Here is a 25759-nt window from a genome sequence, read left to right as displayed (position 1 = left end):
GAATGGAGATTTATTTTTTTTTTGGGTGTCTTTAATGTTTAGTGTTCACCTTTTATTTACCAAACTTTTTTTGTTTTGTACCAAATATTCACTTTTTTGAACCAAACTTTTACTGCTTTATAGTGGAAACGCGCAAAATGGGGCAGCGGCCTCCGCTTAGCTACGCCTGGCAGGACGGCCGAACCCGCCGTCTTGTCTGCCAGCCTAGGCTATGCTCAGCAGCTGACCGCCCCATTTTGCGCTCTGATTTGAAACGCGCTAAATCAAATTCCCCCCTACGACATAAGTCCGTGAAACACTCCGCGGCCTGGCGGGCCGGCTCCGTATTTCCCGGTCTTATGCTCCGGGGGGAAGTGCATTTGATTTTGCGCTCTTTTTTTTCTTTTTAAGTTCTCTTTAAGTATCAAATGCAATAATACGTTTTGTAAGGAAGTAAAGGTATCTTCCTTACGTGATTTTCCTCTTCGTAATACAAATTCTCGATTCTCAAATTCTCAGAAATTTTGAAACCTGGCAAAGTGATAGTTGCTGGTGTTTCTCTTAATTTTCTAAATTTAATCTTGGAAAACGGGGCTTGCTCCGTTTTTCTATTCTTACTTACAAATATTTTTAAAATAGAGGTGTTACTTTATGATTGAAACTAAAATTTCATATAAGAAAGTTGTTCTTGATAAAATGAATGTTCCTTTTGTGATCACTTTGGCGGTGATGGATGATGGGGCTGTTGTTGACCGTATCTTGCATACTTCCGCTGAGTTGATTGGACGGGATTTAGATGAGATCGATGATAAGTTTTCACCCTTAAAGTTAAACTCTTTGATCTCAAAATTTCATCGCGGTGACGCCGAGGTTTTCTTTCAGGACTCAATGTTCTCGATCGTATATAACCAGTGCGCCATTGCCAAATTAGCTACCGATGGAGGCTTCAATGCCTTCAAGAATAACCGTTATGACCCCCGTGGTATCTTGCTCGGTTGGGCCATTGAAACCGAATTTCAGCTACATTTGAAACCATTACTTGTTGATCCTGCCATTGTCGGCGTTTCTTTGAGTGCTGGTTCAAACTTTCAAGTAGCTAGTCGGTCTTCGGCTAATTTTTCCTGGACGATTGAGATTGCTGATCCTCTTGATCCAGAAAACTTATTAGCCAATTACCAAATTGAAAATGGTGCTATCAGTACTGCGAGCGTAAAACCTGCACAGCTCAAAGCTGATCGAACACCACTGCAAGCCACAGTCTTATCACATGGTTTGACTGAAGCTAGCGTTTTAGCAACTGCTTCGTTGTCGAAGTCAGCATCTGATACAGCCCAATGGTTTGAAGATTCAAGATCTACTGGGTTGTTGGTCGATGATCAACATAACCATTCCGCTTATGTTGCTGGTCAGACTAACGGGCAAAGCAGTCAGGCACAAATTTAAAATTTTCATAGTATAAAAAAAACGAGTTACTAATGTTCATTAGTAACTCGTTTTATTTTGTCTTTAAAATATTTTTAACTTAGATTGGTTTTCATCATTGACTGACTCCACATATTGTTTGGCTAACAGCAAAAGCAAGGTGTAAGCGGAGAGTTTCAAAGAAGTTGTTGAGTTGATAAAAAATAATAATACGGCGCTGATCGCCAAACTGCCAACGACTAGCCAATAAAGAATTTCAAAAATTCTTGTTCTCATCGTCTGACCTCCGTACTAGTGGGATGGGTGATGATGGAGAAAATGACTTTGATCGATCCTGGAGCTGAAGAATGTTATCAGAATAAAAACAGCTATGGAGTCACTTAAAAGTGCTGCCCCAGAATCGATCCCATATCTAAGATTGAGATATATTACTGCTAGAACTATTAAAACGGCTGTTGTATTAATAACGATATTCAGCGACTTTGACATCATTTCCGCCTTCAAACTATTTTTTTAAATGAAGTTCTTTTAAAAATTTTTTATTGACGTGCTTAATGTTTGAAGATAGATCACTTCGTTCTTTCGTGAGCAGATACAAAGTAGTGCCTATCAGGAGGATGATTCCTAGCAAAACTAGAAGTGAATTGTCAGAATACAACATGAAGAACCAGATAATTGCTAAAGTGACCAAGACTAATCTGATCAGATAGTCGATCCATTTGTTTAGCATAGTAATCACTTCCTTTAATTCTTCAAAATGATAATACAACGATTTGGATAATTTTACTTCACATTATTTTGAAAAATTACTTTTCAAAAATGAAAATCGCTTATAACTAGATTAATAGAGTGTGTAAATGACGTTAAATGTTCAAAGATGATGTAAAAGTATGTGAAAATATAAACTTAAATTTACATTAGATTTTAGACACAAAAAAAGAGTAGAGGCCTACCACAAACCTCTACTCCTCGGGATATGTAAGTTGAGGGACTACCACGAACCTCTATTACAAAAGTTGAGAAGGAATACTTCTGAAAATTATGAATTGAAAGGTGTACATTGAGGATGTACTTTCTAACTTCATAAGACATAACGACTTAGTCATTATATTCATCAGGATCACTCCCAATGAACAAAACATATTATATCTACTCTTCGTTGATATTACTAGTAAAAAGCTAATCTTTTTTTCATTTTAACATAACTGTAACATGATAATAGACATAATTATTTTCTTATATTAATGGTGGTATAGACCTTATGTTGAAAACGTCATCAAAGCTTGATATAAGTCGTTTTTGAACGATAAGTTCGTGAATTATTTATTTAGTAAATTATTAACAGTTTATTTTTGAAAAGATATATGTATTGCTTTTATTATTGAGTGGTTATATAATCATTTTGTTGTCAGTTACTAGTCTTTATCAGCGACACCTACCACAATCGTCGCTAATAGGTACACATCAGTTATTGTCGGTCATATCCCTGGATTTACCCAATTTTTTCAGACCGATAGTAGTGATAACTGATCTATTCCTTTTGATAACAGATAGACTAATATTTGCAGCTGAAGCACCTTTCATTTTGAAGGACTACCACAAAACTTTATTACAAAAGTTGAGAAGCTTCAGACTGGCAAAACAGGCGTGAGAATACTTTGTATTCTTGCGTCTGTTTTTTTGTTCTAAAATTATTAATCATTTATTGAAAAAAACATTTTTATTTTTAGATAAGTACGGACGGCCTTTTTGGTGGATTATAAGCATGTTAATACTATTAACATGCTAGGAGGACCCCCGATGAAAATTAATAAGAGTTTAATTGGTGTATTTACATTTTCTGCGGTAATTCTCGGAGCAATCACTACCACTCAAACTGTCAAGGCTGATGCAGTTTCTGATACACAACCCACGCAACAAGCTGTAGCTACTTCTGCTACAACGAGTGATATGACCTCTCAGGGTGCCACGACAACTGTTACTCCAACAGCAGGTACGACTACAGAAAATTTGCAAGCTGGAAATAATCAAGCTACCCAAAATATTTATGATGCCTTAACACCGGCTAGTGACCCATCGACTACGACCCAGACGGGCACGACTCAACCTACCACGACTCAAACTGGTGGAGCACAAACAGGCAACACGCAAACTAGCGGAACCCAAACCGGTACTATTCAAACAGGCGATAGCCAAACGACTACTCAAACTAATAGCGATCAAACACAAGTCGCTGACTCACCACAAACATCAACCAATACTAATGGCGGTGATTGGGGCGAAAACGTAACTTATTCACGACCACAAGATAATTTTTATATGTATGAAAACGGTCAATGGGTCAATGAAACAGAAGTTAATGATGCAGCACCTGAAGCGGGGATCTTCAACACTGTTACGGGTAACATCAACAACGAAGTTGCCAATGACTTTATCACTTATTCCAATGGAATGGACGACTCAGCCGGCAATGCGATGAATGAAGCAACTTGGTTTTATCAATTAACCAGCAATGACGATCTTAGCAGCGTTAGCGTCATCACACCTGATTTGTCACGCGAAGTTAATGCCATCATGAATATGAAAAATATCAATGATGTTAACCAAGCATTTACTAACATGATCGGAAAAGATGAGCCGACACCTTTCTCGATCATCATCAATCGTGATCAAAACGATCCAACCAAAAAAGCCTTGTATTTGTTCGGTGCTCAACCATTGATGTTGACTGACCAAGGCATCGAATCAGATCAAGAAAATGCCGTTGTCGACTTTTTGTTGTCAGCTGGTTATAGCAAAGACGAGATCCAAGACATCATCACTGGGACTGTCAACTACGATCAATTGCTGATGAATGTCGAGAGCGCCAATGACTTAGCTGCAGATCCCAACGCAAATGCCAATTACGCTCAAGTCGGCTTCCAGGACTTAGCTAATTTGTCCAAATATATTAATTTCAATGGTATCACTCAGACTTTGACCGGCGAGACGCCAGACTATGTTTATGAGATGACACCTAGTTATTTCAATCATCTTTCAGAATTAGTAAGTCCTAGCACGGTCAATGATTTGAAAGGTTGGCTCGTATCCGACCTGATCCTTGACCGGGCCAGCGAGCTGCAGAATCTGACTGACGGATTCGAAAGCTTCTTGCAGACAAGCGACCCTGAATTGAGCCAGAAATATTTGGAGAACCCCAATGATCTCACGCCTGAATTGCAAGGCGCAGCCGCTTATTATTTGACCTCGCAAGCCTTTACTGACGCCTTTAGCCAGTATTATGGCCCACAGATCATCACACCAGCAGTCAAAACTGCTGTGACTAAAATGACTAAAAAAATTATTTATGCCTATTCAGAACAAATCATCAATAGTACTTGGTTAGACAATGCTACTAAGAAAAACGCTCTCGCAAAATTGAGTCGAATCCAAATCAATATTGGATATCCATCAAGCACGAATTTCGATTATTACAATCGGGTTGATATTGAGGGGAATAATTCCGCTTACGTTAACTACCGTAACTTAGTTGGTGCGCAAGCTCTGCAAAATTTTGCAGACTTCAAAGATCCAGTCAACCGCAGTGCTTGGCAACAAGGCGATTCTGCTTTGAATCCTGATGCATCATATGACCGTTTGACTAATGCCATCACCATTAATGCCGGGATCATTCAAAGCCCGTTCTTCAGTCTATCGAATACTGATTCACAAAATCTTGGTGGCCTTGGAGTGATCATAGGTCACGAATTGACCCACGGTTTCGATGCTACTGGTTCACTGTACGATGGCAATGGCGAGTTGAACGATTGGTGGTCAACTGACGACCGTACAAGATTTGATCAAATGGTCGACGATATGGCTGCTGAATTTAACGGTATTCCATATGCTGGTAGTACAATCAATGGTGTTCAGACCGAAGATGAGAATATCGCCGATAATGGTGGTCTGAACGTTGCCTTGGCTACTTTGGAGCAAGACAAAGATTATAACTTACAGCAATTCTTCGAAAATTATGCTTTAGGCTGGAGATCGAAATACACTTCAGAACTACAAGCAGATCAATTAAGCGACGTTCACACGCCAGACAGTATCCGTGTCAACACTAGCTTGCAAAACATCCAAGCCTTCTATGATGCCTTTGACGTCAAACCTGGCGATGGAATGTATCTAGCTAGCGACAAACGGGTCAACATCTGGTGATCTCAATCATAGAAGGAATATCTTAATGTAAATTACGAAAAAACTTTATTATTATTCCTCCTCAAACAAAAAGTTTTTTGGGAAGTCTGTACAACCTACCGCAGACTTCCTTTTTTGGTTAATATTTATAAACTGATAAACTGAATATTGCCGTTTTCTTGATTTTCATGCCACTATTGAATATTTTTAATATATAAAATTGATATCAATAAATACTGAAAATGGGTCACAATAAGTGTTGCCAAGATAATATTCTTGGTTTTTAGGGTTTAGTTTATATAGTCAGTTGTTTTTCTAAACTGGAAGTGGGGTATGTTATGAATAATGACAAACGATAGAACCTTGATTAAAAATCTCGACGAGTCAGTAGCGCAGCTGAATATTTTAAGCGATTGTGACCTAATCAAATTAGCAATGAATTATATCGACGAGATACCGACTCAAGAGACCGTACCAACTTTGATCAGTTTCCGTGCCTGTTTGCGAAATTATAATCTGAAGACTAATCACCTTCATGAACAAGGTGTCAATGAGCTAGTTTTCAAGATCGATAACTACTTATGCGAAGATATCAAAAGATGTGCCCAGTAAAATGAGCACATTTTTTGTATTACCAGAAAAATACTTCTAATATTAATAGAATGATATTATTGATTTAAGAGAGGTGAGAGGATGATAAAAATATATCGACGTCAATTACAAGACGTCCCGGTCCTCGAAGTAGTCGAAGAAAAGTATCGTTACAGCAAAACACCGCTGGTCGTCTTTTATCACGGCTGGAGATCCGATAAAGAACTCGTCTTAACCCAAGCCCGTAAGTTAGCCGCCAAAAACATCCGCGTTATCTTGCCCGATGCCATGAATCATGGTCAACGGATCCACGAGATCTCATCGATCCCTTCATTCACCTTTTGGAACACCATTCAAGGCAACTTAGCTGAGTTCTCACTGATCAGAGATTTTTATGAAAAAAGGGAACTCATCAAGGATGGAAAGATTGGCGTGGGAGGATATTCAATGGGTGGTATGACCACGGGTGCTCTATTAACGCAACATCCCGAGATCACAGCTGCGACCATTATCATGGGTAGCCCCAAGTTGAATGAATATGCCAAACTCGTCCGTAAATCTGCCCAGGAACATAACTTATATATCCCTGAAGACATGAGTAAACTCACAAGCTGGATCGACGATTACGATCTTGACAATTATCCCGAGACCATCGCTAATCGACCACTTCTATTTTGGCATGGGACTGCTGACCCGAGGATCCCATATGAACAATCGAAATCGTTTTTCGACAGCATTCAAGGACAGCCATATGCGGAACAGGTAGCCTTCATTACTGGATATAAAGCTGGACACTTGGTCGAGCCACCTTTGATGGATAAAATTGCTAACTTTTTTGAATATTATTTAGAGTAACCAGTCATAAATGACAATTTTTTGATAACTATTTTTGAAAACAATTTGTGTAAATTCCTGAAAATAGCCCTTTTTTTCTAATTTTAATTGTGAAAAAAAGCCCTTATAATTTAAGTCGTCAAATATTGACAATATTTTTTATATAAATAAAAAGTTACTAAATATCGACGGTTGTATACTTCAGTTGTACCAAATAAAAAATAATAAGCGCAGGCTTCATCACAGCCTTGGACTGGGAACAGTCAAAAATATTTGGTATCTAATTATATAAACTTGAACCGTCCCAAACGTAAAAAAGCCGATGATCATCGATCATCGGCTTTTCTATTATAATTTTTCATAATCAACTTGGTCCAGTTTGCGACGGAGGATCTTACCGCTCGAAGTCAAAGGCATTTGCGAGATCAAGCGAAACTCACGCGGGACCTTGTAATGAGCTAGGCGGCTCCGGCCATATTCGATCAAGTCGGGCCCGTTCAAAAAAGTTTTATCGGCTGTCGTGATATAGGCGACAGGGACTTGTCCCCAATCATCGTTTGACTCACCAATGATGGCGATACTTTCCAGACCTTCGATCTTAGCGTAAATATTTTCCACTTCTTCAGGATAAATATTCTCGCCACCAGAGATGATCATATCGTCCTTGCGACCATTGACGTAGAGAAAATTCTCATCGTCAAGGTGGCCTAGATCACCAGTCTGATAAAAACCATCGTCGGTCATTTTAGCAGCAAATAAATCAGGGCGATTCAAGTAACCTTTAGCAACGTTAGGTGCTTTGATCTCAATATTGCCAACACCTTTTTCATCTTGTTCAGTGATACGTAACTGCACGGGGAATAGGGGCTGACCGGAAGAGCCAACTTTTCGTTGCGCATCTTGGAAATTCAATGCCACCACATTTGAGGCCGTTTCAGTCATACCATAGGACTGGATCACTGGGATCTCGAGCAACTGACAACGCAACAAAGTCCAATTGTCGATCGGACCACCGCCCAAAAAGACACAACGGAAATTGTCGTTATAGGTTTGGCCAACTTGTAAGTCGTTCAAAGCACGCTTGAGCATAGTCGGAACCAGAGAAATGATCGAAGCTCGTTCATTGATCAAAATGTTATTGATGTATTTGACATCGAATTTTTCAATCAAATAAACCGGTATGCCATAGACCAATGAACGCATCATGATCGAAAATCCCGAAATATGATAGATCGGCACCGTCATGACCCAAGAGTCATGGTCGTTGATTCCCAGGTTTAGCGACATGCCAATCGCTGAATAAAAATGATTGCCAAAAGTTTGCAGCACTCCCTTGGGGCGACCTGATGTCCCAGAAGTATACATAATAGAAGTAACCTCATCATTGTTGAACTCCGCGACTGGCGAATAAGCAGGTGACCGTTCCATGGAAAGTATCTTCGACATGACAGTCACCGGCTCGTCAATTTTTCTCAATTGGTCGAGCTTGATCGAGTCGTCGGCTAAGACTAATTTGGCTTCGGAATCTTTGATCTGAAACGACAATTCGGCTGCAGACAGTCGGGTGTTCAAAAAGACGATTTGGGCACCGACTTGCTGTAAGGCGAGGGTTGCGACGTAGCCGTTGAATGAGTTGCCACTGAAGACCGCGATGCGGTCATTTTTTTTGATGCCGAAATTAAATAATTTGCTGGCGTATAATTGAACTGTTGAGTTCAATTCAGCAAAGGTGAAATCAGTATATTGGTAGATCAAGGCAACCTTGTTTGGACTCAGGGCTGCGCGCTTTGTGAGCCAATTTTCCAAAAAGTTTTACCTTCTCTCTATGGGAATTTAGGATATTTGTCGAAGTCAGGATCGCGCTTCTCTAAGAATGCGTCACGTCCTTCTTTACCTTCATCGGAAGTATAGAAGAGCATTGTGGAGTCTCCGGCAATCTGTTGCAATCCGGCGATACCGTCGGTATCAGCGTTCATGGCTGCTTTGATGAAACGAATGGCAGTTGGTGACTTCTTCAAGATCTCGTCACACCAAGCTAAAGTTTCTTTCTCAACATCAGCTAAAGGAACGACTTTGTTGATCCAACCCATTTGGAAAGCTTCATCGGCTGAATAAGGCTTGCATAAGAACCAAACTTCTTTAGCACGCTTGTGGCCGATAACTCTTGCCAAGTAGGCTGAACCGTAGCCAGCATCAAATGATCCAACTTTAGGACCAGTTTGCATGAATTTGGCGTTGTCAGCAGCGATAGTCAGGTCACAAACTAGTTGCAAAATATTACCACCGCCGACAGACCAGCCACGGACCATGGCAATGACTGGCTTAGGGATGATTCTGATCAAATGTTGTAAGTCCAAAACATTCAAGCGGGCAATGTGATCGGGTCCGACGTAACCACCATTACCACGGACACTTTGGTCACCACCGGAACAAAAGGCGAGGTCGCCTTGTCCAGTCAAAATAATTGCTCCAATCGACGCATCATCACGACAGTAATTGAAAGCGTCAATCATTTCTTGTACAGTAACAGGTGTAAAGGCATTTCTTTTTTCAGGACGATTGATAGTGATTTTTGCCACTTTACCCATGCGTTCGAAAAGAATGTCTTGATAATCTTTAATATTTTCCCATTTACTCATAAAAATAACCTCCGAGGTGTAAGAATGAATTTATTAGAAAATCTAGGGATCAAGGTCTCAGATCAAAGCAAGACCCGAGTGATCCTTAAAATGGAAATAGCTGCTAAACACATGCAACCATATAAGCTCATGCATGGCGGGATCAGCGCCGTTTTGGCCGAGACCGCCGCAAGCATTGGCGCCAATCTTAATATCGAAGATGATGAACACGTAGCGGTTGGAGTTGATATCACGACCCACCACTTGAACCCTGTCAAAGATGGCGTCTTAGTAACTGAAGCAACGCCAGTCAAAGTCGGCAATGTCATTCAAACTTGGACGATCACGACCCACTTAGAAGGGCATGCCATCAATACAAGCTTGAGTACGGTTACATTGAAAAAAGTAGCGCTAAAAACAGTATAGACTATTTTTTACGCGAGTAGAGCCGTGAATTGATAATTTCAAAGAACGCCAACACGATCAAAGCTACACCGAACAATTGATATAGGAAGATGATCGTTTTGCTAGGGTTCAAAATGAAGACTACACCAGCGATTATTAGTAGGGCTGAGTAGAAATAATCCAACCACGGGGTGATACTGATGCCCTTGTGGGTCTCGTGTGAATCTCGGAATTGGTTGATTCCATTGGCTAACAGCAGTATGCCGATAACTGGTGGCACCAAAGAGATTAGAAACCGCGCCAAGAACAAAATGGCAATAGCCGTGATCAAGGCGGCGATACCAAAGCCGATGGTGATATTATTTTCACCAGTCTTTTTCTTGATACTGTACCCGTCAAGCAAAGACAAGACGCCATAAAAAGCTACATAGGCGGAAACAATGTAAATAATAAAATCAAGACTTCGGGTCGGCTCCAAGACAATCAAAATACCGGCCGTTGCCAGAAAAATAAAACGTAACCAACGGTAGAGTTGGAATTGTTTGACCATTTTTTCACTTCCTAAAAGTATTCATAGCTTAATGATATCAGAAAACGCTCCGAAAAAAATTCTGATTATTAGCTATTAATTTCACAAGATAATTTATATTTTCAAATAATCCCTGAAAATAAAAGCATTGAAAGAATACTTTTATTGTGAAAAAATAGTGGTAAAGTATATATTGATATCGTTATAGGAGGCAAATTATGAAAGTACGCGCATCAGATAAGATGGTCGACATCATGTCCAAGTGGGGAATCGATAATGTCTTCGGGATCCCTGGTGATTCTGTAGATACTACGATCGAAGCTATGTATCGAGCTCAATCAAAAATCAAATTTACACACGTTTTACACGAAGAGGTCGCAGCTTTGTCAGCGGCAGCTCATGCAAAATTAACTGGTCAAATCAGTGCATGTTTATCAATCGGGGGCCCAGGTGCCATTCATCTGTTAAACGGATTGTATGACGCCAAAATGGATCATGCACCAGTCTTGGCAATTTTAGGTTCTGTTCAATCTAAATTGATCAATACTGACTTTTTCCAAGAAGTTGATACACATGTTTTGTTCGAGGACGTGGCTGTCTACAATAAGATCGTCATGGATCCACAATCATTACCAAGGATCGTTGATGAAGCTATCCGAACTGCCATTTCTAAACGTGGTGTAGCCGTACTATCAATTCCTGATGATGTGCCTGATCATATGATCAATGATAATTATCAACCAAACGTTGATACCTTTAAGCTTGAGAAATTACACATTGATGATTCAGAGATCAGACATGCTTTGGACTTGATTGAAACACACTCAAATCCAATTGTTTTGGCTGGACGTGGTATCGAAGGTGCTAAGGACGAAGCCAAAGAATTCGTTGAAAAGTACAAGATTCCCTTCATCCAAACGATGCCTGCTAAAGGTTTGATCGATGATGATCATCCATATAACTTAGGTCAATTAGGTAAGCTAGGTACTAAGCCTGCCTTTGAAATGATGCGAAAAGCTGATCTGGTCATTATGCTCGGAACGGATTATCCATACGCACCATATTTAAATAAGAAAGTCGATGCCATCCAAGTCGATAACGATGGTGACAAACTAGGTAAACGTCGGAATGTGACAGTCGCTATTCAAGGTGACACTAAACAAGTCTTGAAACGTTTGAACCAGGAAGGTAAAAGTGTCGCTAGCCGTCCATTCGTTGAAACTGCTGAAGCTAAGATGAAACAATGGCGCAGTTGGCTCAAAGATGTTTATAGCAAGAAGCATGATGGTGTTTTGCCATCACTCTTGTTCCACAATATCTCTGAAAATGCTCCTGCTGATACTATCTGGTCGATCGATGTTGGTACATCGACTGCTTTCGGTGCTAGATTTATCGACGCAAAGCATACTCAGAAATACACTATCTCAGCTTGGTTAGGGACGATGGGCTGTGCACTTCCTGGTGCAATTGCAAGTAAGATTGCTTACCCACAACGCCCTGTCTATGCCATTGCTGGTGATGGTGCCTTCTCAATGGTCATGCAAGACTTTGCTACAGCCGTAAGATACGACTTGCCAATGTTGTTCATCGTCTTGAACAACAAACTATTGGCCTTTATCGAATACGAGCAACAATCAGCTGGTGAGCAAAACTATGGTATCAGTTTGCCTGATATCGACTTTGCTAAGTATGCTGAAGCTGCTGGTGGTATCGGTGAACGGATCACAACTGATAAACAATTCAGTGAAGCTATCGAAAAATATCGTAACCCAACTAAACCAGTTCTTTTGGATGTTGCCGTTACTGATGAAGCTCCACTTCCTGGTAAGATCATGATGGATGAAGCCAAAGGTTACGCTAAGTTTGGTTTCGTACACTTGAAGGACCAAGGCTCAATGCCTAAGTTGCCTCCATTCAGAGAAATCATGAGATCATTCTTGTAAGATTAATTAAATTAAATTTAAGAATAAGGGATAACCGTAATTCGTTGCGGTTATCCCTTTTTTATTGCATTTTTGTAAAAACACCATGACAAATTCTATCTTTTTATTGAGATTAAATTAGAAAAAGATTAGAATATCCTTATTTACCAAAAAAATAAATGAGGAGGTGTAATTATGGAAGCTGCAAGAGTTGACCATAATCACGCAAAAGACAGACGTCTGATCGAACGTGAAAATAACTATTTTGCTTCAGCTGCTCGGATCAATTACTACGACCTAGTGATCGATTCAGCTCACGGAGCGATCCTAAAAGATGTCGATGGAAATGAATATATTGACTTGTTGGCAAGCGCATCTGCTACTAACATTGGACATACAAATGATTTGGTGGTCAAGGCCATTAGTGACCAAGCTCAGAAGCTGATCCATTATACGCCTTCATATTTCCATCATTTGCCAGAACAAGAGCTGGCCGAAAAGCTAGCTTCGATTGCCCCAGGGGATAGCGAAAAAGAAGTCGTCTTCGGAAATTCAGGCTCTGACGCCAATGATGCAATTATCAAATTTGCCCGCGCTTATACAGGTAGATCTTATATTGTTTCATACATGAATGCTTATCACGGCTCGACCTATGGCTCGATCGCCGTTTCTGGTGTCAGTTTGAATATGACTCGAAAAATTGGACCTTTGATGCCGGATGTGGTCCACGTACCTTATCCAGATTCTTATCGGACTGAGAAAAACGAGACTGAGCATGAGCTTTCGCAAAGATATTTCGCAGATTTCAAGCGTCCCTTTGAATCATTCTTGCCCGCAGATGAAGTTGCCTGTGTCATGGTCGAAGCGATTCAAGGTGACGGCGGCTTGGTCAAGGCTCCAGATGAATATTTACATTTAGTCTATAATTTTTGTCGCCAGCATGGTATTTTGTTCGCAGTCGATGAAGTCAATCAAGGTTTAGGCAGGACAGGTCACATGTGGAGTATCGACAATTTCCCTGGGATCGAACCTGATATGATCTCGGTTGGGAAGTCGATTGCTTCAGGGATGCCGCTATCCGCGGTCATTGGTAAAAAAGAGATCATGGAAAGTCTAGGTGCACCAGCACATACCTTTACCACAGCTGGTAATCCAGTTTGTTGTGCGGCCGCTTTAGCCACCTTGAAAGTTATCGAGCAAGATGATTTAGTCGAAAAATCTCGAGTTGATGGGCAATATGCCAAGAAAAAATTTCTTGAAATGCAGTTACGCCATCCAAATATCGGCGATGTCAGGATGTTTGGTTTGAACGGCGGGATCGAGATCGTCAAAGACAAGCAATCGAAAGTTGCTGATTCCGATTTTGCAACTAAAGTCATTTATTACGCTTTTGAACACGGGGTCGTCATTATCACATTGAGGGGTAATATCTTGCGTTTTCAACCGCCCTTGGTAATTACACGTTCCGAGCTAAATAAGGCCTTAGAAGTGCTAGATCAGGCATTTACTGCCGTTAAAACAGGGAAAGTAAGTTTACCACAGACTGATACGAAAATCGGCTGGTAGTTATAATTGGAGGAGTTTTTTATGAGTAGTTTATGGAGTAGGATGACTCGACGAGAGGATCCAAATATATATCAAGATAAAGATTCACATTTATCCAGAGTTTTAACCGTCAAAGATTTCCTAGCTTTAGGTGTCGGGACCATCGTTTCGACTTCAATCTTCACCTTGCCAGGAGTCGTTGCCGCTGAACATGCCGGGGCCGCCGTTTCACTATCGTTCTTGGCCGCCGCCATTGTTGCTGGGATGGTCTCGTTTGCTTATGCAGAAATGTCATCGACCATGCCCTTTGCCGGTTCAGCTTATTCATGGATCAACGTCGTTTTTGGTGAATTCTGGGGCTGGATCTCAGGCTGGGCCTTACTAGCTGAGTATTTTATCGCCGTAGCCTTTGTTGGCTCCGGACTGTCCGCAAATTTCCGAGGGCTGATCGGGCCGCTGGGGTTGAAATTCCCGAATTCATTGTCGAATACTCTCGGGTCTAACGGAGGAATCCTTGATATCACCGCCGTAGTCGTTATCGCCTTAGTAGCGTTCTTGCTGTCGTACGGAGTTTCTAACGCCGCCAGGGTTGAGAACGTGCTAGTTGTTTTAAAAGTTTTAGCCGTTTTACTATTTATCGTTGTGGGACTCACTGCTATTCATCCGCAAAACTATGTTCCATTCATTCCTGAATATCACGTTAATCCGGATGGGTCAGCCTTTGGTGGTTGGCAAGGAATCTATGCTGGTGTTTCCGAGATTTTCTTAGCATATATCGGATTTGATTCGATCGCTGCTAATGCTGCTGAAGCCAAAGATCCAGCTAAGACTATGCCACGTGGTATCATCGGTTCATTATTGATTGCCGTAGCATTATTCGTTGCTGTTGCCTTAGTTCTAGTAGGTATGTTCCATTACTCAGATTACGCAAACAATGCAGAACCCGTTGGTTGGGCACTCCGTAACGCAGGTCACGGAACAATTGCCACAATAGTTCAAGCAGTTGCCGTTATTGGGATGTTCACTGCCTTGATCGGGATGATGATGGCCGGCTCACGTCTACTTTATTCCTTCGGACGTGACGGCATGTTATCCAGCTGGCTCGGCAAGTTAAGCAAACACAATTTGCCTAATAATGCTTTGTTAATATTAACAATCGTTGGTATCATCATCGGTGCCGTTTGTCCATTTGCTTTCTTAGCCCAACTGATCTCAGCCGGGACACTGATTGCCTTCATGTTCGTTTCCCTAGGCATCTACGCAATCCGCCCAAGAGAAGGTAAAGACTTACCACAACCAGGTTTCAAGATGCCACTATACCCAGTACTACCAGCCATCGCCTTCATCGGCGCCCTGACAGTCTTCTGGGGCTTAGATATCCAAGCAAAAATGTACGCCGGCGTATGGTTCGCCATCGGACTAGTAATTTACTTCGGATACGGCATCCGTCATCCATATCTAAACAAAAAACAAGATAAAAAATTAACCGACCTCGAACGCGCAGAAGCAGCCGAGGAAAGTGAAGATAATTATCAAAAGTAGAGTGGTACCAAAGGCGCCCAGTTCGCGAGCATTAAAAGGAAATCGGAACTTATTCCTGGGATTGGAATAAGAGCCGATTTCAGGTTAAGCGGAACGAACTGCCTTTGGTAGCACGTTTCAAAAAAAGAGTGCAAAAATAGGCGGTTAGTTTGCGAGCATTAAAAGGAAATCGGAACTTATTCCTGGGATTGGAATAAGAGCCGATTTCAGGTTAAGCGGAACAAACTGCCTGTTTCTTGCACGTTTCCGCTATAAAAATAGAAGCGAGCACTTTTAGTAAATCAAAACTAGAACGCGTGTACTCTAAGCAAATTAAAAGTGAACTAAACCAACAAAAAAGTGATTATTCCAAAAAACCGGAATAATCACTTTTTGTGTATTAAATCATTTGAATACGGTATCATGATGAAGAAAAAAATAGTGAGGTGAAAAAGAATGAGTTACGATGCAACATCTTTAGCAAAATTAGTCAAAACCAAGCAAATCTCCAGCACTGAATTGATCGAGCAATCACTAAAAAAAATCGACCAAGATAACCCGGAATTGAACGCAGTCATTCATCGACGCGACCAAAAAGCAAAAGCTGAAAGTTATTCAGACGGGCCTTTCGCCGGTGTACCAATCCTACTAAAAGGCTTAGGCCAATCCTTAGCAGGGGAACCAGCAACTTTTGGTTCAAAATTGATGGTTGGTAACATTGCTCCAAAGACCGATAATTTTGTCCAAGCACTGTTAGACGCTGGTTTTTTGATTCTTGGTGAAACTAACGCACCTGAATTTGGCTTTAAAAATATCACCGATCCCGACCTTTATGGACCGACCCGCAATCCTTGGAATCTTGAATTTTCCCCCGGTGGTTCGTCAGGTGGATCTGCCAGTGCTTTGGCTTCAGATATGGTCTCTTTAGCAGCAGGAAATGACGGCGGTGGTTCGATTCGGATCCCAGCCTCATTTTCTGGCTTGATGGGATTAAAGCCAACTCGTGGCCGAGTCCCAGTGGGTCCCGATACTTGGCGGGGTTGGCAAGGGGCTTCGATCAATTTTGGCTTGACCCGTTCGATCCGTGATACGGCTACTTTGCTGGATTGCCTGCAAACAGTACAACCAGCCGCACCATTTCAAACGCCAATGTATCCGTCAGGATTTCTCAATGCAACGAAAGAAGAATTGCCAAAAGATCTCAAAGTAGCCTACAGTTATCAATCGCCAGTTGGTACACCAGTTTCCGATGATGCCGTTGAAGCAGTCAAAAAAGCAGTTGATTTCTTGGATCAGCAAGGCATCGCAACTTATCAAGCCGAGCCTAAGACCGATGGAATCGCCCTAATGAAAGGCTACTATGTCATCAACGGTGGCGAAACAGCCGCCATGTTCGCTAATCTTGAGCAAGCACTCCAACGCGAGTTGACCATCGACGACATGGAATTGACAACTTGGAACATTTATCAAGCAGGCAAACTGATCAGCGCCGTCGATTACAGCCATACCCTCGATCTCTGGGACAATCAAAGTTACGTCGCCGACCAGTTTTATCAAGACTATGACCTGTTCTTAACGCCAACGACTGCCTACACCGCACCCAAGATCGACCAAGAATTAATGACCCCAGAAACTTTGGAGAAAATGCGTCACGTGGATGATTTAGATAAGACGGGACGTTTGGATTTGATCTGGGAATTCTTTGAACGTAGTTTGACGCTCTCACCATTTACACAGCAGGCAAACATGACTGGTCAACCAGCTTTGAGCTTGCCAACTTATGTCAGTGACAATGATTTGCCACTCGGGATCCAATTCACAGCCCGCAAAGGTGATGAAGCGTTACTGCTCCAAATGGGTAAATTGTTCGAAGATCAAGAGCAATTGAAATTCCTCCATTCGACCGAACAGATCGATAAATAAATCAATATTCATATATTAAGTATTGTTACTTGCTAAAACTATTAAAGCTAATTTACAATCTAAAAGATTTCAATCTTAAGGAGGATTAATTTGATGTTTAGTAAGAAACATGCTTGGATGAAGCTCTTAGGGGTTTTGTTTTTCTTTGGACTGATCTTGACCGGTTGTTCCAATCAAAAAACTTCGGCTGACAAGGACAATAAACCTTTGGTCGTGGCAACATCGGGAACACTTTATCCAACGTCTTTTCATGATCCAAAGTCACAAAAACTGACTGGCTATGACGTGGAAGTGGTCAAGGCTGTCGCCAAGAAACTGCATCGCAAGGTAGAGTTCAAGGAATATAACGTCGACGGACAACTAACAGCTGTCAAGACTGGTAAAGCAGATATCGCTGCTAACGACTTTAGTATTTCACCTGCTCGGATGAAAGAATTTGCTCTTTCAACACCTTATAAGCACTCGTTCAGTAGTATGGTCGTTCGTAAATCAGATAACTCCGGTATCAATTCTTGGAGTGATCTAAAAGGCAAGAAGGCTGCTGGCGAGGCTGGGACTAATTATCAACTCTTGGCTAAGAAACTTGGTGCTACTCCTGTCAACTATGACAATGTTTCAAATGATGTTTATTTGAAAGATGTTAAGAGTGGCAAGACTGACGTGATCTTAAATGATTACTACTTACAAAAATTGGCTTTAGCCGCTGTTCCTAACAGTGGTTTGAAACTATTGAGCAATATGTACTATATGACACCAGAAAACAAAGCTGGTGCCGGGATGCTCATGAAGAAGGGTAATACGAAGTTACAAAAAGAAGTTAATAAAGCCTTGGCTGAATTGAAGAAAGACGGTACTTTAGCCAAGATCTCGAAGAAGTTCTATCATGCTGACGTAACTAAGAAACCAAAAGCTAAGATTTCACGGACTTTTACTAGCGATTAATTGGAGGAGCATTCTTGATTGATTATTTTTCGATCCCAAATTTTTTCAATGCTCCATTAGCTTTTTCCGCAGTGCCAAAGATCTTATTAGGTTTCCCGATGTCGTTATTTTTGACGGCCATCAGCTTTTTCCTGGCGACCGTCATCGGCTTTTTTCTGACAGTGGCTCAGCTCAGTTCCCGTAAGTGGTTGAAATTGCCAGCCCGAATCTACATCTCGTTTATTCGCGGTGTTCCCATGCTAGTAGTTTTGTTCATCATTTATTTCGGTTTCGGAGCTGAAGCTCTGCCGGCAGCGATAATTTCTTTTACGATCATTTGTAGTGCCTTCGTATCTGAAGTCTTTCGGTCATCATTTGCGGCCGTCGATAAAGGACAGTGGGAAGGTGGCTACTCAGTTGGGATGAATTACCGGCAAGTCGTGCGCCACATTGTCTTTCCTCAGGCTTTTCGTATCTCGATTTCAGCCTTAGGCAGCATCTTGTTGGACTTGTTTAAGGGAACATCACTAGCAGCGATGATCACTGTCAGCGAAATGTTCATGCAAGCCAAGATCATTGCCGGTGCCAACCAAGATTACATGACGATTTATATCACCATCGCCATCTTGTATTGGTTCTTCTGTTGGTTGATGACGATTGGACAAACGAAACTAGAAACTGCTCTGTCATTAGTTAAAGCTGAGTAAAACATTATTATGGTAGAAACAGGATTATGTAATCCTTAAAAATACAAAAACTCCGTTGGTCTTATTGAGATCAGCGGAGTTTTTGGGTCGTCATTTTTTAGACAAGTAAAAATGACTAAAAATGTGTTACCATATCCATGTTGAGTTAGCAAATAACTCTATATATCAAACAAATAAATATTGAGGAGGAACTTATATGTTACAACTAGTATTCGGTCAAATCAGTAATTTTTCAAGTTATTTAAAAGATGGCATTTTGAACGTCATCAGTGGTGCATTTAACCATCAATAAAATATAGGCTCATATTTATGTAAGTCTCACATTAGTTTTTGATATCAGAGGCCTTGATGGTTGTCCGACCATCCTTACTGGCATTCTTGATAGCTTTGACAATATCGTTGTCACTCCAGGCGGCAACATTCTTAACACCTTGCGATGTTAGATCTTGTCTAGCTTTAGAGATGTCACTGTCAGTGATCTTTTTACCATCGACTTTTCTACTTTCAACATCAAAGTCACCTTTAGAGGCAGGATTACTACTATCAGAAGAAGATGAATTTGTATCAGCTGAATTTGAGCTGGAATCTGAATTATTTGAGCTAGTGTTATTCGAATCACTAGTTGTATCGTTTGAATCATTTGATTTGGTAGTTGTTGAGCTTGAACTAGTTGAGGCGTTGTCAGCTAATAGATTAACAGCTTTCTTATAAATATCTGAATAATATTTACCATTGATACCGTCAAAGTCTAAAACAGTTTTGAGCAAACTCATCGCTTGTGAACTCTCACCATTGTCGATCATATCAGAAGCGTTTTTAACACTCTTGTTGAGGTCGCTACGGTTTGATTTGATCTTTTTGACCTGGGATAGCATCGTTTTAGCGCGATCCTTCATGGCTGAACTGCCGTTTGATTGGCTGCGCACGTCACTCAATTGATCTTTTGCAGTATTGAAGTCGTGGTTGCTCATAGATTTTTGAGCTCCGACTAAGTTTTTAGCTTGTTCCTTATTAGCTTTAGCTGATTTATCACTCTTAGCATCATTAGCTGAGGTGAAGTAGGCTAGGGCTTGGGAATAGTCTTTCTTACTAACAGCACTATTACCATTATCCATTGCGGTATTGTATAAGTCATTATTGCCACCATTAGAACTTGAGCTACATCCGGCAAGTAACAGTAATGATGCACTGATCGTTACTAATAAAGTTATTGTTCTTTTCATATGTATCCTCCAAAGATGTATTAACGAGATTATACCATGAGATAACAAAAAGAGCAGGCGCGTTGGACGCCTGCTCTTCTTACTAAATTGTAATTCGTTAGGAATTGACAAATTAGAACAAACTTCGATGAGAGATTTGTTAGGAACGAATACCAGTACTTAATATAACGCTATTTGATATATTTTTAAATAGTATTAATAAAGAAATATTTCCGTTTGAGGTCTCTGACTCGTTATTACTAGTGTAAGTTAACTTGACCAGCTGGCGAGTGAGCTTACCAATATAGGAAAAGAGGCCAACTTATGGATTGGGAAAAAACTTCAGTAAAAATCACTTTACAAAACAAGGAAAAATACGGTGACAAGAAAATTCATGTTGCTTTCAATGACATTGGATCAAACCCAGAAGTTACACAAATTAATTTATTTATCGCCGGGATTACGGATTTACTTGAAGAAGGAACAACTATTACTAACGTTGAAGTTTTGAAAATAGAAAAATTGGCTAAGTAATCAAAATAAAATCGGTAGGGGATAAATATGACAAAATTACAAATGAGATTCAAAACAAGCGAAGGCAAGAATCGTGATCTATATTTTAGTTATGCTAAAGATCATCTCGATGAGATCACCACAAATGAGGCAATGAAAAAAATTGCCAAAAGCCAACTTTTTTCGAAAGACAATCAGCCATTATTTGCGGACACAGTTAGTGCCCAATATATTGAACGTGTTGAACATCACATTTTTTAGACGATTTGCAAAAATTCATCAAATTGTAATATTTCTTTATAGGATGATAATTCAAATCGTTAAATAGGCGAAAGGTGCTGACCTGTGGGCGTTTCCACAGTCAGCATCTTTTTTTTGTTTTAGGAAATGATTCAAAAAATAAAAAAGTATCAATTTAGCACTTTCCAAACCGCTGATTTTGTTGTATATTTCCTCGTTGGTATTTAGGTATATCACATCTACAAATTAATCTACCCAAAGATGGTTTTCAACGTATTAAAATGATGTTACTTCCTATCACGGTAATATTTTTAATGCCATTTATCATTGAAAATTATTCAATAGAATGTTAATTTATAAATGTACTACAATTTTAAATCCTGGGGAGGATACAAATGAAGAATAATATTAAATATGCTGGAATTGCTGCAGCTGCTCTTTTGACAGTTGCACCTATTGCAGCCCCAATTGTGAACTCAAATGTTCAAACAGCACAAGCTGCTACAAGTGATGCTGACTTAACTACTGCACAACAAGCTTCATTGGATAAGGTTTTTTCAAATATCAGCTCAACAAGCTTTACTAATAGTTCTGATGATGCATTCCCATCATTTGACGACATCGAACAAAATCTTGAAAATACAAGTCTTAGATACAACACACTTGTTCGTTTTGCAGCCATCAAAGATGCTTTGACTAATAACATCTTGAGACAAGATAAAACTAATCTAAAAGATGCTAATGTTACATTTGGCGTAGAAGGAATTGGTTCAAATGGAACTGCATTGAATGCACAAGATTTCAGCAGAACTGTTGAAAGTGCTACAAACAATGGTGGTAGCGTTGACTTGAAGATCACTGCTTATGACGCAAAGGGTGATGCTCTCCAAGATAAGACAATCACTTTGACAAACAGCAACGAAGACACAACAGTTAGTTCATTGAAAGTTAATTATACTGATCCTTTGGACGTTGATTTAGATTCATCTACAACAACTCCAAAATTAAGTACAAGCGTTGACGCAACTGTTACTGATCAAAACGGTAATGATGTTAAGATCACAAATGTAAATCCTTCACAATATATTTACACAGACGCTGACGATGCTATGAAGGTTAGTGCCAACAACCAATATACTGGTGCTACATTCAACCAAGCTAACCAAACATACTATCAAGCTGTAAACATTACTTTGGATGATTCAGTTGATGTACAATCAATCTACGATAACTTCCAAAATGGTAAAAATGGTGTAACATTCACTATCAACGGACAAAACGTTCGTGCAACCAACCTTTATGCACAAGATGGCACAAAAGTTCTTAGATTCGTTCGTGAAATCAACGTTACTGACGAAGATTCATGGACAGAAACTGATGCACCTGGTGTTGTTACAGTTAACTCAGCTATCGGTCACTTATACGATGATGACAACAACTTGACATCACGTTCATTAGCTACTGATACTGCATGGCAAACAGACAAGTATCGTACAAACGATAAGACTGGCCAAGTTCAATATCACGTATCAACTCACGAATGGGTTAACGCTGAAGATGTAACATTTGCTGACAGTTCATCAACTGACAGCAATGCTCTTGGTAACATCGAAGACTTAACAGGTTCACACGTTGTTAACCTTGCTGGTCCAGAAGGATTTGTATACACATTGTTCAACGGTAACGGTAATACTGCTAACCGTGGTTTAGCTGGTAATTCTGCTTGGGTAACTGACAAGAAGGCTACTGACGCTAACGGCAATACATACTACCGTGTATCAACTGACGAATGGGTACGTCTAGGTACAGGTGTTACATTTAACTAATCACGTTCAACTCAAAATTCTTAAATAGGTTATTCACTTAATAGATTTATAAAATAAGCGTCTCAATTCACATCAGTGATTGAGGCGCTTTTATAATGCAACAAAAGAGGTCGCATGTAATTAATTTATTCAGATTAAGGTAAAAATGAAAAATTAAGATTTATACGCTGTGTTGAGATCTTTCAATCTCAACAGGAACAATTTAACACGTTTTATTTTCAAAGGCAAAATAAAAGACTCCCAATTTTTTCGGGAGTCAAGGGGGACATCGTGGGCCAAGTCGATAATGGAAAATGTGTAAAGTTTAAAATTGATTCCGAAACGAATTACAATTAATAATTAACGACTTGAATGTGCTTGTGAGTTAAACCGTATTTTGCTTTTAAATTTTAATCAGGAATGTTTGTCAGCTCGAGATGGTCCAACGAAGTTCTGTAAATTCCGGAATACTATCTGTCGACAAAGTCAGTATAACACGCTGTGAAATAATTAACAATATTAATAATCAATCGATTAATATATTTATTAAAATTATGATTCACGAGAGGATTACAAATGTGCATTTTAATTGATGATAGTTGGAGTCGTTGACACTAAGTTAGTTGATTATTAGGATAATAATTTCTCAATATTAAGTTTGTTCGATTGTGTAAATTTTGTGTAAACTTAAAGTTAAGTTTAACGTAAGAAATTAAGCTTTTTATTGTTGAAAATTTTGCTCGGACTTATTCTCAAATTGCGTGTATAGCGCAACGACACTACCACAAAACAACGTGTCGTCACAGGGGAGGATAATATGAGAAAAATTAAGTACGCCGGTATCGCCGCAGCTACGCTATTGACCATAGCGCCAGTCGTCGTGACACCAGCCACAGTCAAGGCTGCCACACAACAGACAACCACCAACGTCCAGGGACAAAACCAAGCTGGCCAACCAGCTAACGTTCAAGGACAAAGCAACAATGATCAACCCGCTAACGTCCAAGGTCAAAATAGCGGAGATCAACAACGTAATGTGCAGGGAATACAGCAGGTTACGCCAACACCTTATGGTTGGCACTTAAATCTAGGAAATGGATGGTACCCAGGGAAGTATGCTATACAAACTACTTCAAAGGCAATTAACAAAGTTGAACAATCCATTGCACATAAACCAGTACAAAAAACTCATGCTGCACCTGGTACAGATCAAGGCGGAAAAAAGACTCCAGCCAATGTCAATAAGCACAAGGCTCCTTTAATTATCAGATTGATTAGCGATGCTGGAGATACGCTTATTAAGTTTGCTGATGAGGGTCAACGTCTTTTGGGTAAGAAGGTTGTTAATAAAGACACTGGTGAAGAAGAAGACGTAGTAACGATTTCACAACTTTTTGATTCATTGAGCAATTCAAACTATGGATCTGGTACGAATTCAGCAGTTATGCCATCGTTCAGTAGTATTAATGGTATTTATGGTAAATCGCTTGATGCTTCAGGATTCAGCAGCATACATCTTCAGGACCTCGGAGTCGATGATAAAGATGGCACTTTCACAAAAGATATTAATCAATTGCTCAAATTAGGCTATAAGATTAAATTTGGCGATACGGATAAATATTCAGCAGCTGATTTTGCAAAACTAGTTAATACTACTAGAGAAAACGGTCACGGTGCTCATTTTGATCTTCCAGTAACTTTGTATGATCCTAAGGGTACTTCTGTTTACAGTAAGGATCTGGTCTTTACTAATAACGCAGCACCTCAAAGTGTGGTCACTCAAATGAATATCAAATATGACACACCAATCAATGTCGAAGTTGGTTCTTCAACAGTTAAGTATCAACTGTCAGGCGAAGGCCATGCTGTTGTAACTGATCAAAATGGTGACCCTATTGACTATACAGCCGACCCTGGATATTTTTATTCCAGTGAGACTGAAGCTCGTAAAGGTGATAATAGTACATCTTTGAAGTCTCCAACTTTTTCTAAGAAGGGTGCAACTTATTATCAACCAGTCACATTAACTTTTGCTAAGGGCAAGAATCTTAATGTTGGAACATTGCTTCAAAATATGGATAAAGATAAATCAAATTCCATTAAATTGAATGGTACAGAAGCTTCACAAGCTGATGTTAATAATGACAAAAACTCTGTGACTTTCATTCGTGAGATCACAGTTGGTGCTGAAAAGACACAAATCTCTGATAACAACGAACAAAAACAGCCTGCTAAGACTAACAACGACGATGGTGTCATCAAAGGTGACTGGAAGATCAACAAGAAGTCAGGCGTTGTTACCGTCAACAACAAGCTTGCTAGATTGTACAACGACGATAATAATCTAACTAGCCGCTCACTTGCTCCTGATACTGATTGGAAGACTGATCAATACCGGACAAACGTTAAGACTGGTGAAATCTAATATCGTGTTTCGACTCACGAATGGGTCAACGCTTTAGCCGTTACTGAATCTGAAGCTCAAGGCAACGAAATTTCTGGCGGTCTCCTAACAAATATCTCCAACTTAAACGGTCACAACACAGTCAACTTGGCTGGACCAAAAGGTTTCGTTTACGCTTTGTTCAGCAAGGATGGCAAACGTTCAAGCCGTGGATTAGCAGGTGAATCAGGCTAGTACACTGATAAGACAGCTACCGATGATCAAGGCAACACCTATTACCGTGTTTCGACCGATGAATGGGTCAAAGCAGGTACAGGTGTTAGATTAAATTAATTTTGAATATACCGACTGATAATATGTCAATATTGTTTGTTGATATAATAGTTAAAAAGTAGTGGTATTTTCCCTTTAAATTAGCTATATTTATTTATGGAAAATACGCAAATCCTTAAAAGGTCCCAATGAGATTTTCATCACTCACTGGGGCCTTTTTTTTTGT

21 protein-coding genes are annotated in these 25759 nt (G+C 40.1%); 15 read left to right on the top strand and 6 right to left on the bottom strand.

The window, feature by feature from the left end:
- Positions 1-630 precede the first annotated feature (630 nt).
- On the top strand, positions 631-1422 hold the full coding sequence (locus tag FC27_RS05570) for a hypothetical protein (RefSeq protein WP_010625149.1): 792 nt from the start codon (positions 631-633) through the stop codon (positions 1420-1422).
- Positions 1423-1485: 63 nt separating this feature from the next.
- Here the strand turns inward: FC27_RS05570 and FC27_RS05565 are convergent, their stop codons facing one another.
- Both FC27_RS05565 and FC27_RS05560 read right to left on the bottom strand, forming a co-directional pair.
- Positions 1486-1677 carry a hypothetical protein gene (locus FC27_RS05565; RefSeq protein WP_010625148.1) on the bottom strand — a complete coding sequence of 64 codons (192 nt, stop codon included), beginning with the start codon at positions 1675-1677 and terminating at the stop codon, positions 1486-1488.
- A 229-nt stretch (positions 1678-1906) separates the two neighbouring features.
- The gene (locus FC27_RS05560; protein WP_010625147.1) at positions 1907-2131 is read right to left on the bottom strand and encodes a hypothetical protein; all 225 of its coding nucleotides are present in this window, start codon (positions 2129-2131) and stop codon (positions 1907-1909) included.
- Between the two features lie 1070 nt (positions 2132-3201).
- On the opposite strand from FC27_RS05560, the gene FC27_RS05555 reads away from it, so the two are divergent.
- The 3 genes from FC27_RS05555 (at position 3202) to FC27_RS05545 (ending at position 7026) form a co-directional block, all read left to right on the top strand.
- Entirely contained in the window at positions 3202-5601 is a 2400-nt protein-coding gene (locus FC27_RS05555; protein WP_010625146.1) for a M13 family metallopeptidase, read from the top strand.
- Between the two features lie 324 nt (positions 5602-5925).
- Positions 5926-6192 carry a hypothetical protein gene (locus tag FC27_RS05550; protein ID WP_010625145.1) on the top strand — a complete coding sequence of 89 codons (267 nt, stop codon included), beginning with the start codon at positions 5926-5928 and terminating at the stop codon, positions 6190-6192.
- An 81-nt stretch (positions 6193-6273) separates the two neighbouring features.
- Positions 6274-7026, top strand: coding sequence for an alpha/beta fold hydrolase (locus tag FC27_RS05545; RefSeq protein ID WP_010625144.1), 753 nt, complete (start codon positions 6274-6276; stop codon positions 7024-7026).
- A gap of 327 nt (positions 7027-7353) precedes the next feature.
- Here FC27_RS05545 and FC27_RS05540 read toward each other — a convergent pair whose 3' ends face one another.
- Both FC27_RS05540 and menB read right to left on the bottom strand, forming a co-directional pair.
- Positions 7354-8811: an o-succinylbenzoate--CoA ligase gene (locus tag FC27_RS05540; protein ID WP_010625143.1), complete on the bottom strand. Its 1458-nt coding sequence runs from the start codon at positions 8809-8811 to the stop codon at positions 7354-7356.
- Between the two features lie 17 nt (positions 8812-8828).
- Positions 8829-9644, bottom strand: a complete 816-nt coding sequence (gene menB / locus FC27_RS05535) for a 1,4-dihydroxy-2-naphthoyl-CoA synthase (protein WP_010625142.1) — start codon at positions 9642-9644, stop codon at positions 8829-8831.
- A gap of 24 nt (positions 9645-9668) precedes the next feature.
- Here menB and FC27_RS05530 point away from each other — a divergent pair, with 24 nt between their 5' ends.
- Positions 9669-10049: a PaaI family thioesterase gene (locus FC27_RS05530; RefSeq protein ID WP_010625141.1), complete on the top strand. Its 381-nt coding sequence runs from the start codon at positions 9669-9671 to the stop codon at positions 10047-10049.
- A 1-nt stretch (position 10050) separates the two neighbouring features.
- Here the strand turns inward: FC27_RS05530 and FC27_RS05525 are convergent, their stop codons facing one another.
- The gene (locus FC27_RS05525; RefSeq protein WP_010625140.1) at positions 10051-10578 is read right to left on the bottom strand and encodes a DUF308 domain-containing protein; all 528 of its coding nucleotides are present in this window, start codon (positions 10576-10578) and stop codon (positions 10051-10053) included.
- Between the two features lie 197 nt (positions 10579-10775).
- Here FC27_RS05525 and FC27_RS05520 point away from each other — a divergent pair, with 197 nt between their 5' ends.
- The 6 genes from FC27_RS05520 to FC27_RS05495 all read left to right on the top strand — a co-directional run bounded on the left by FC27_RS05520 (position 10776) and on the right by FC27_RS05495 (position 19096).
- On the top strand, positions 10776-12500 hold the full coding sequence (locus FC27_RS05520; RefSeq protein ID WP_010625139.1) for a pyruvate oxidase: 1725 nt from the start codon (positions 10776-10778) through the stop codon (positions 12498-12500).
- Positions 12501-12674: 174 nt separating this feature from the next.
- Positions 12675-14045, top strand: a complete 1371-nt coding sequence (locus FC27_RS05515) for an aspartate aminotransferase family protein (RefSeq protein ID WP_010625138.1) — start codon at positions 12675-12677, stop codon at positions 14043-14045.
- A 21-nt stretch (positions 14046-14066) separates the two neighbouring features.
- Positions 14067-15566 (top strand): APC family permease, encoded by a 1500-nt coding sequence (locus FC27_RS05510; protein ID WP_010625137.1) that lies wholly within the window; start codon positions 14067-14069, stop codon positions 15564-15566.
- Positions 15567-16001: 435 nt separating this feature from the next.
- On the top strand, positions 16002-17468 hold the full coding sequence (locus FC27_RS05505; protein ID WP_010625136.1) for an amidase: 1467 nt from the start codon (positions 16002-16004) through the stop codon (positions 17466-17468).
- A gap of 93 nt (positions 17469-17561) precedes the next feature.
- Positions 17562-18410: a transporter substrate-binding domain-containing protein gene (locus FC27_RS05500; RefSeq protein ID WP_010625135.1), complete on the top strand. Its 849-nt coding sequence runs from the start codon at positions 17562-17564 to the stop codon at positions 18408-18410.
- 14 nt (positions 18411-18424) lie between these two features.
- Positions 18425-19096 (top strand): amino acid ABC transporter permease, encoded by a 672-nt coding sequence (locus tag FC27_RS05495; protein WP_010625134.1) that lies wholly within the window; start codon positions 18425-18427, stop codon positions 19094-19096.
- A gap of 323 nt (positions 19097-19419) precedes the next feature.
- Here FC27_RS05495 and FC27_RS05490 read toward each other — a convergent pair whose 3' ends face one another.
- On the bottom strand, positions 19420-20319 hold the full coding sequence (locus FC27_RS05490; RefSeq protein WP_010625133.1) for an outer membrane protein assembly factor BamD: 900 nt from the start codon (positions 20317-20319) through the stop codon (positions 19420-19422).
- A 303-nt stretch (positions 20320-20622) separates the two neighbouring features.
- Here FC27_RS05490 and FC27_RS05485 point away from each other — a divergent pair, with 303 nt between their 5' ends.
- The 4 genes from FC27_RS05485 (at position 20623) to FC27_RS05470 (ending at position 25281) form a co-directional block, all read left to right on the top strand.
- Positions 20623-20832, top strand: a complete 210-nt coding sequence (locus FC27_RS05485; RefSeq protein WP_010625132.1) for a hypothetical protein — start codon at positions 20623-20625, stop codon at positions 20830-20832.
- A gap of 27 nt (positions 20833-20859) precedes the next feature.
- Entirely contained in the window at positions 20860-21072 is a 213-nt protein-coding gene (locus tag FC27_RS05480; protein ID WP_010625131.1) for a DUF2922 domain-containing protein, read from the top strand.
- A gap of 374 nt (positions 21073-21446) precedes the next feature.
- Positions 21447-22877: a hypothetical protein gene (locus FC27_RS05475; RefSeq protein ID WP_010625130.1), complete on the top strand. Its 1431-nt coding sequence runs from the start codon at positions 21447-21449 to the stop codon at positions 22875-22877.
- Positions 22878-23673: 796 nt separating this feature from the next.
- On the top strand, positions 23674-25281 hold the full coding sequence (locus FC27_RS05470; RefSeq protein WP_010625129.1) for a hypothetical protein: 1608 nt from the start codon (positions 23674-23676) through the stop codon (positions 25279-25281).
- Positions 25282-25759 lie beyond the last annotated feature (478 nt).

Origin of the sequence: Companilactobacillus versmoldensis DSM 14857 = KCTC 3814, assembly GCF_001434295.1 — a bacterium.
GTDB lineage: Bacteria > Bacillota > Bacilli > Lactobacillales > Lactobacillaceae > Companilactobacillus > Companilactobacillus versmoldensis.
Note: the sequence above shows the minus strand (reverse complement) of the source record. Positions and strands in the feature narration are given on the sequence as shown.

Coding starts and splice junctions, on each gene's coding strand:
- FC27_RS05570 (WP_010625149.1), top strand. CDS start 631: ATGATTGAAACTAAAATTTCATATAAGAAAGTTGTTCTTGATAAAATG.
- FC27_RS05565 (WP_010625148.1), bottom strand. CDS start 1,677: ATGAGAACAAGAATTTTTGAAATTCTTTATTGGCTAGTCGTTGGCAGT.
- FC27_RS05560 (WP_010625147.1), bottom strand. CDS start 2,131: ATGCTAAACAAATGGATCGACTATCTGATCAGATTAGTCTTGGTCACT.
- FC27_RS05555 (WP_010625146.1), top strand. CDS start 3,202: ATGAAAATTAATAAGAGTTTAATTGGTGTATTTACATTTTCTGCGGTA.
- FC27_RS05550 (WP_010625145.1), top strand. CDS start 5,926: ATGACAAACGATAGAACCTTGATTAAAAATCTCGACGAGTCAGTAGCG.
- FC27_RS05545 (WP_010625144.1), top strand. CDS start 6,274: ATGATAAAAATATATCGACGTCAATTACAAGACGTCCCGGTCCTCGAA.
- menB (WP_010625142.1), bottom strand. CDS start 9,644: ATGAGTAAATGGGAAAATATTAAAGATTATCAAGACATTCTTTTCGAA.
- FC27_RS05530 (WP_010625141.1), top strand. CDS start 9,669: ATGAATTTATTAGAAAATCTAGGGATCAAGGTCTCAGATCAAAGCAAG.
- FC27_RS05525 (WP_010625140.1), bottom strand. CDS start 10,578: ATGGTCAAACAATTCCAACTCTACCGTTGGTTACGTTTTATTTTTCTG.
- FC27_RS05520 (WP_010625139.1), top strand. CDS start 10,776: ATGAAAGTACGCGCATCAGATAAGATGGTCGACATCATGTCCAAGTGG.
- FC27_RS05515 (WP_010625138.1), top strand. CDS start 12,675: ATGGAAGCTGCAAGAGTTGACCATAATCACGCAAAAGACAGACGTCTG.
- FC27_RS05510 (WP_010625137.1), top strand. CDS start 14,067: ATGAGTAGTTTATGGAGTAGGATGACTCGACGAGAGGATCCAAATATA.
- FC27_RS05505 (WP_010625136.1), top strand. CDS start 16,002: ATGAGTTACGATGCAACATCTTTAGCAAAATTAGTCAAAACCAAGCAA.
- FC27_RS05500 (WP_010625135.1), top strand. CDS start 17,562: ATGTTTAGTAAGAAACATGCTTGGATGAAGCTCTTAGGGGTTTTGTTT.
- FC27_RS05490 (WP_010625133.1), bottom strand. CDS start 20,319: ATGAAAAGAACAATAACTTTATTAGTAACGATCAGTGCATCATTACTG.
- FC27_RS05485 (WP_010625132.1), top strand. CDS start 20,623: ATGGATTGGGAAAAAACTTCAGTAAAAATCACTTTACAAAACAAGGAA.
- FC27_RS05480 (WP_010625131.1), top strand. CDS start 20,860: ATGACAAAATTACAAATGAGATTCAAAACAAGCGAAGGCAAGAATCGT.
- FC27_RS05475 (WP_010625130.1), top strand. CDS start 21,447: ATGAAGAATAATATTAAATATGCTGGAATTGCTGCAGCTGCTCTTTTG.
- FC27_RS05470 (WP_010625129.1), top strand. CDS start 23,674: ATGAGAAAAATTAAGTACGCCGGTATCGCCGCAGCTACGCTATTGACC.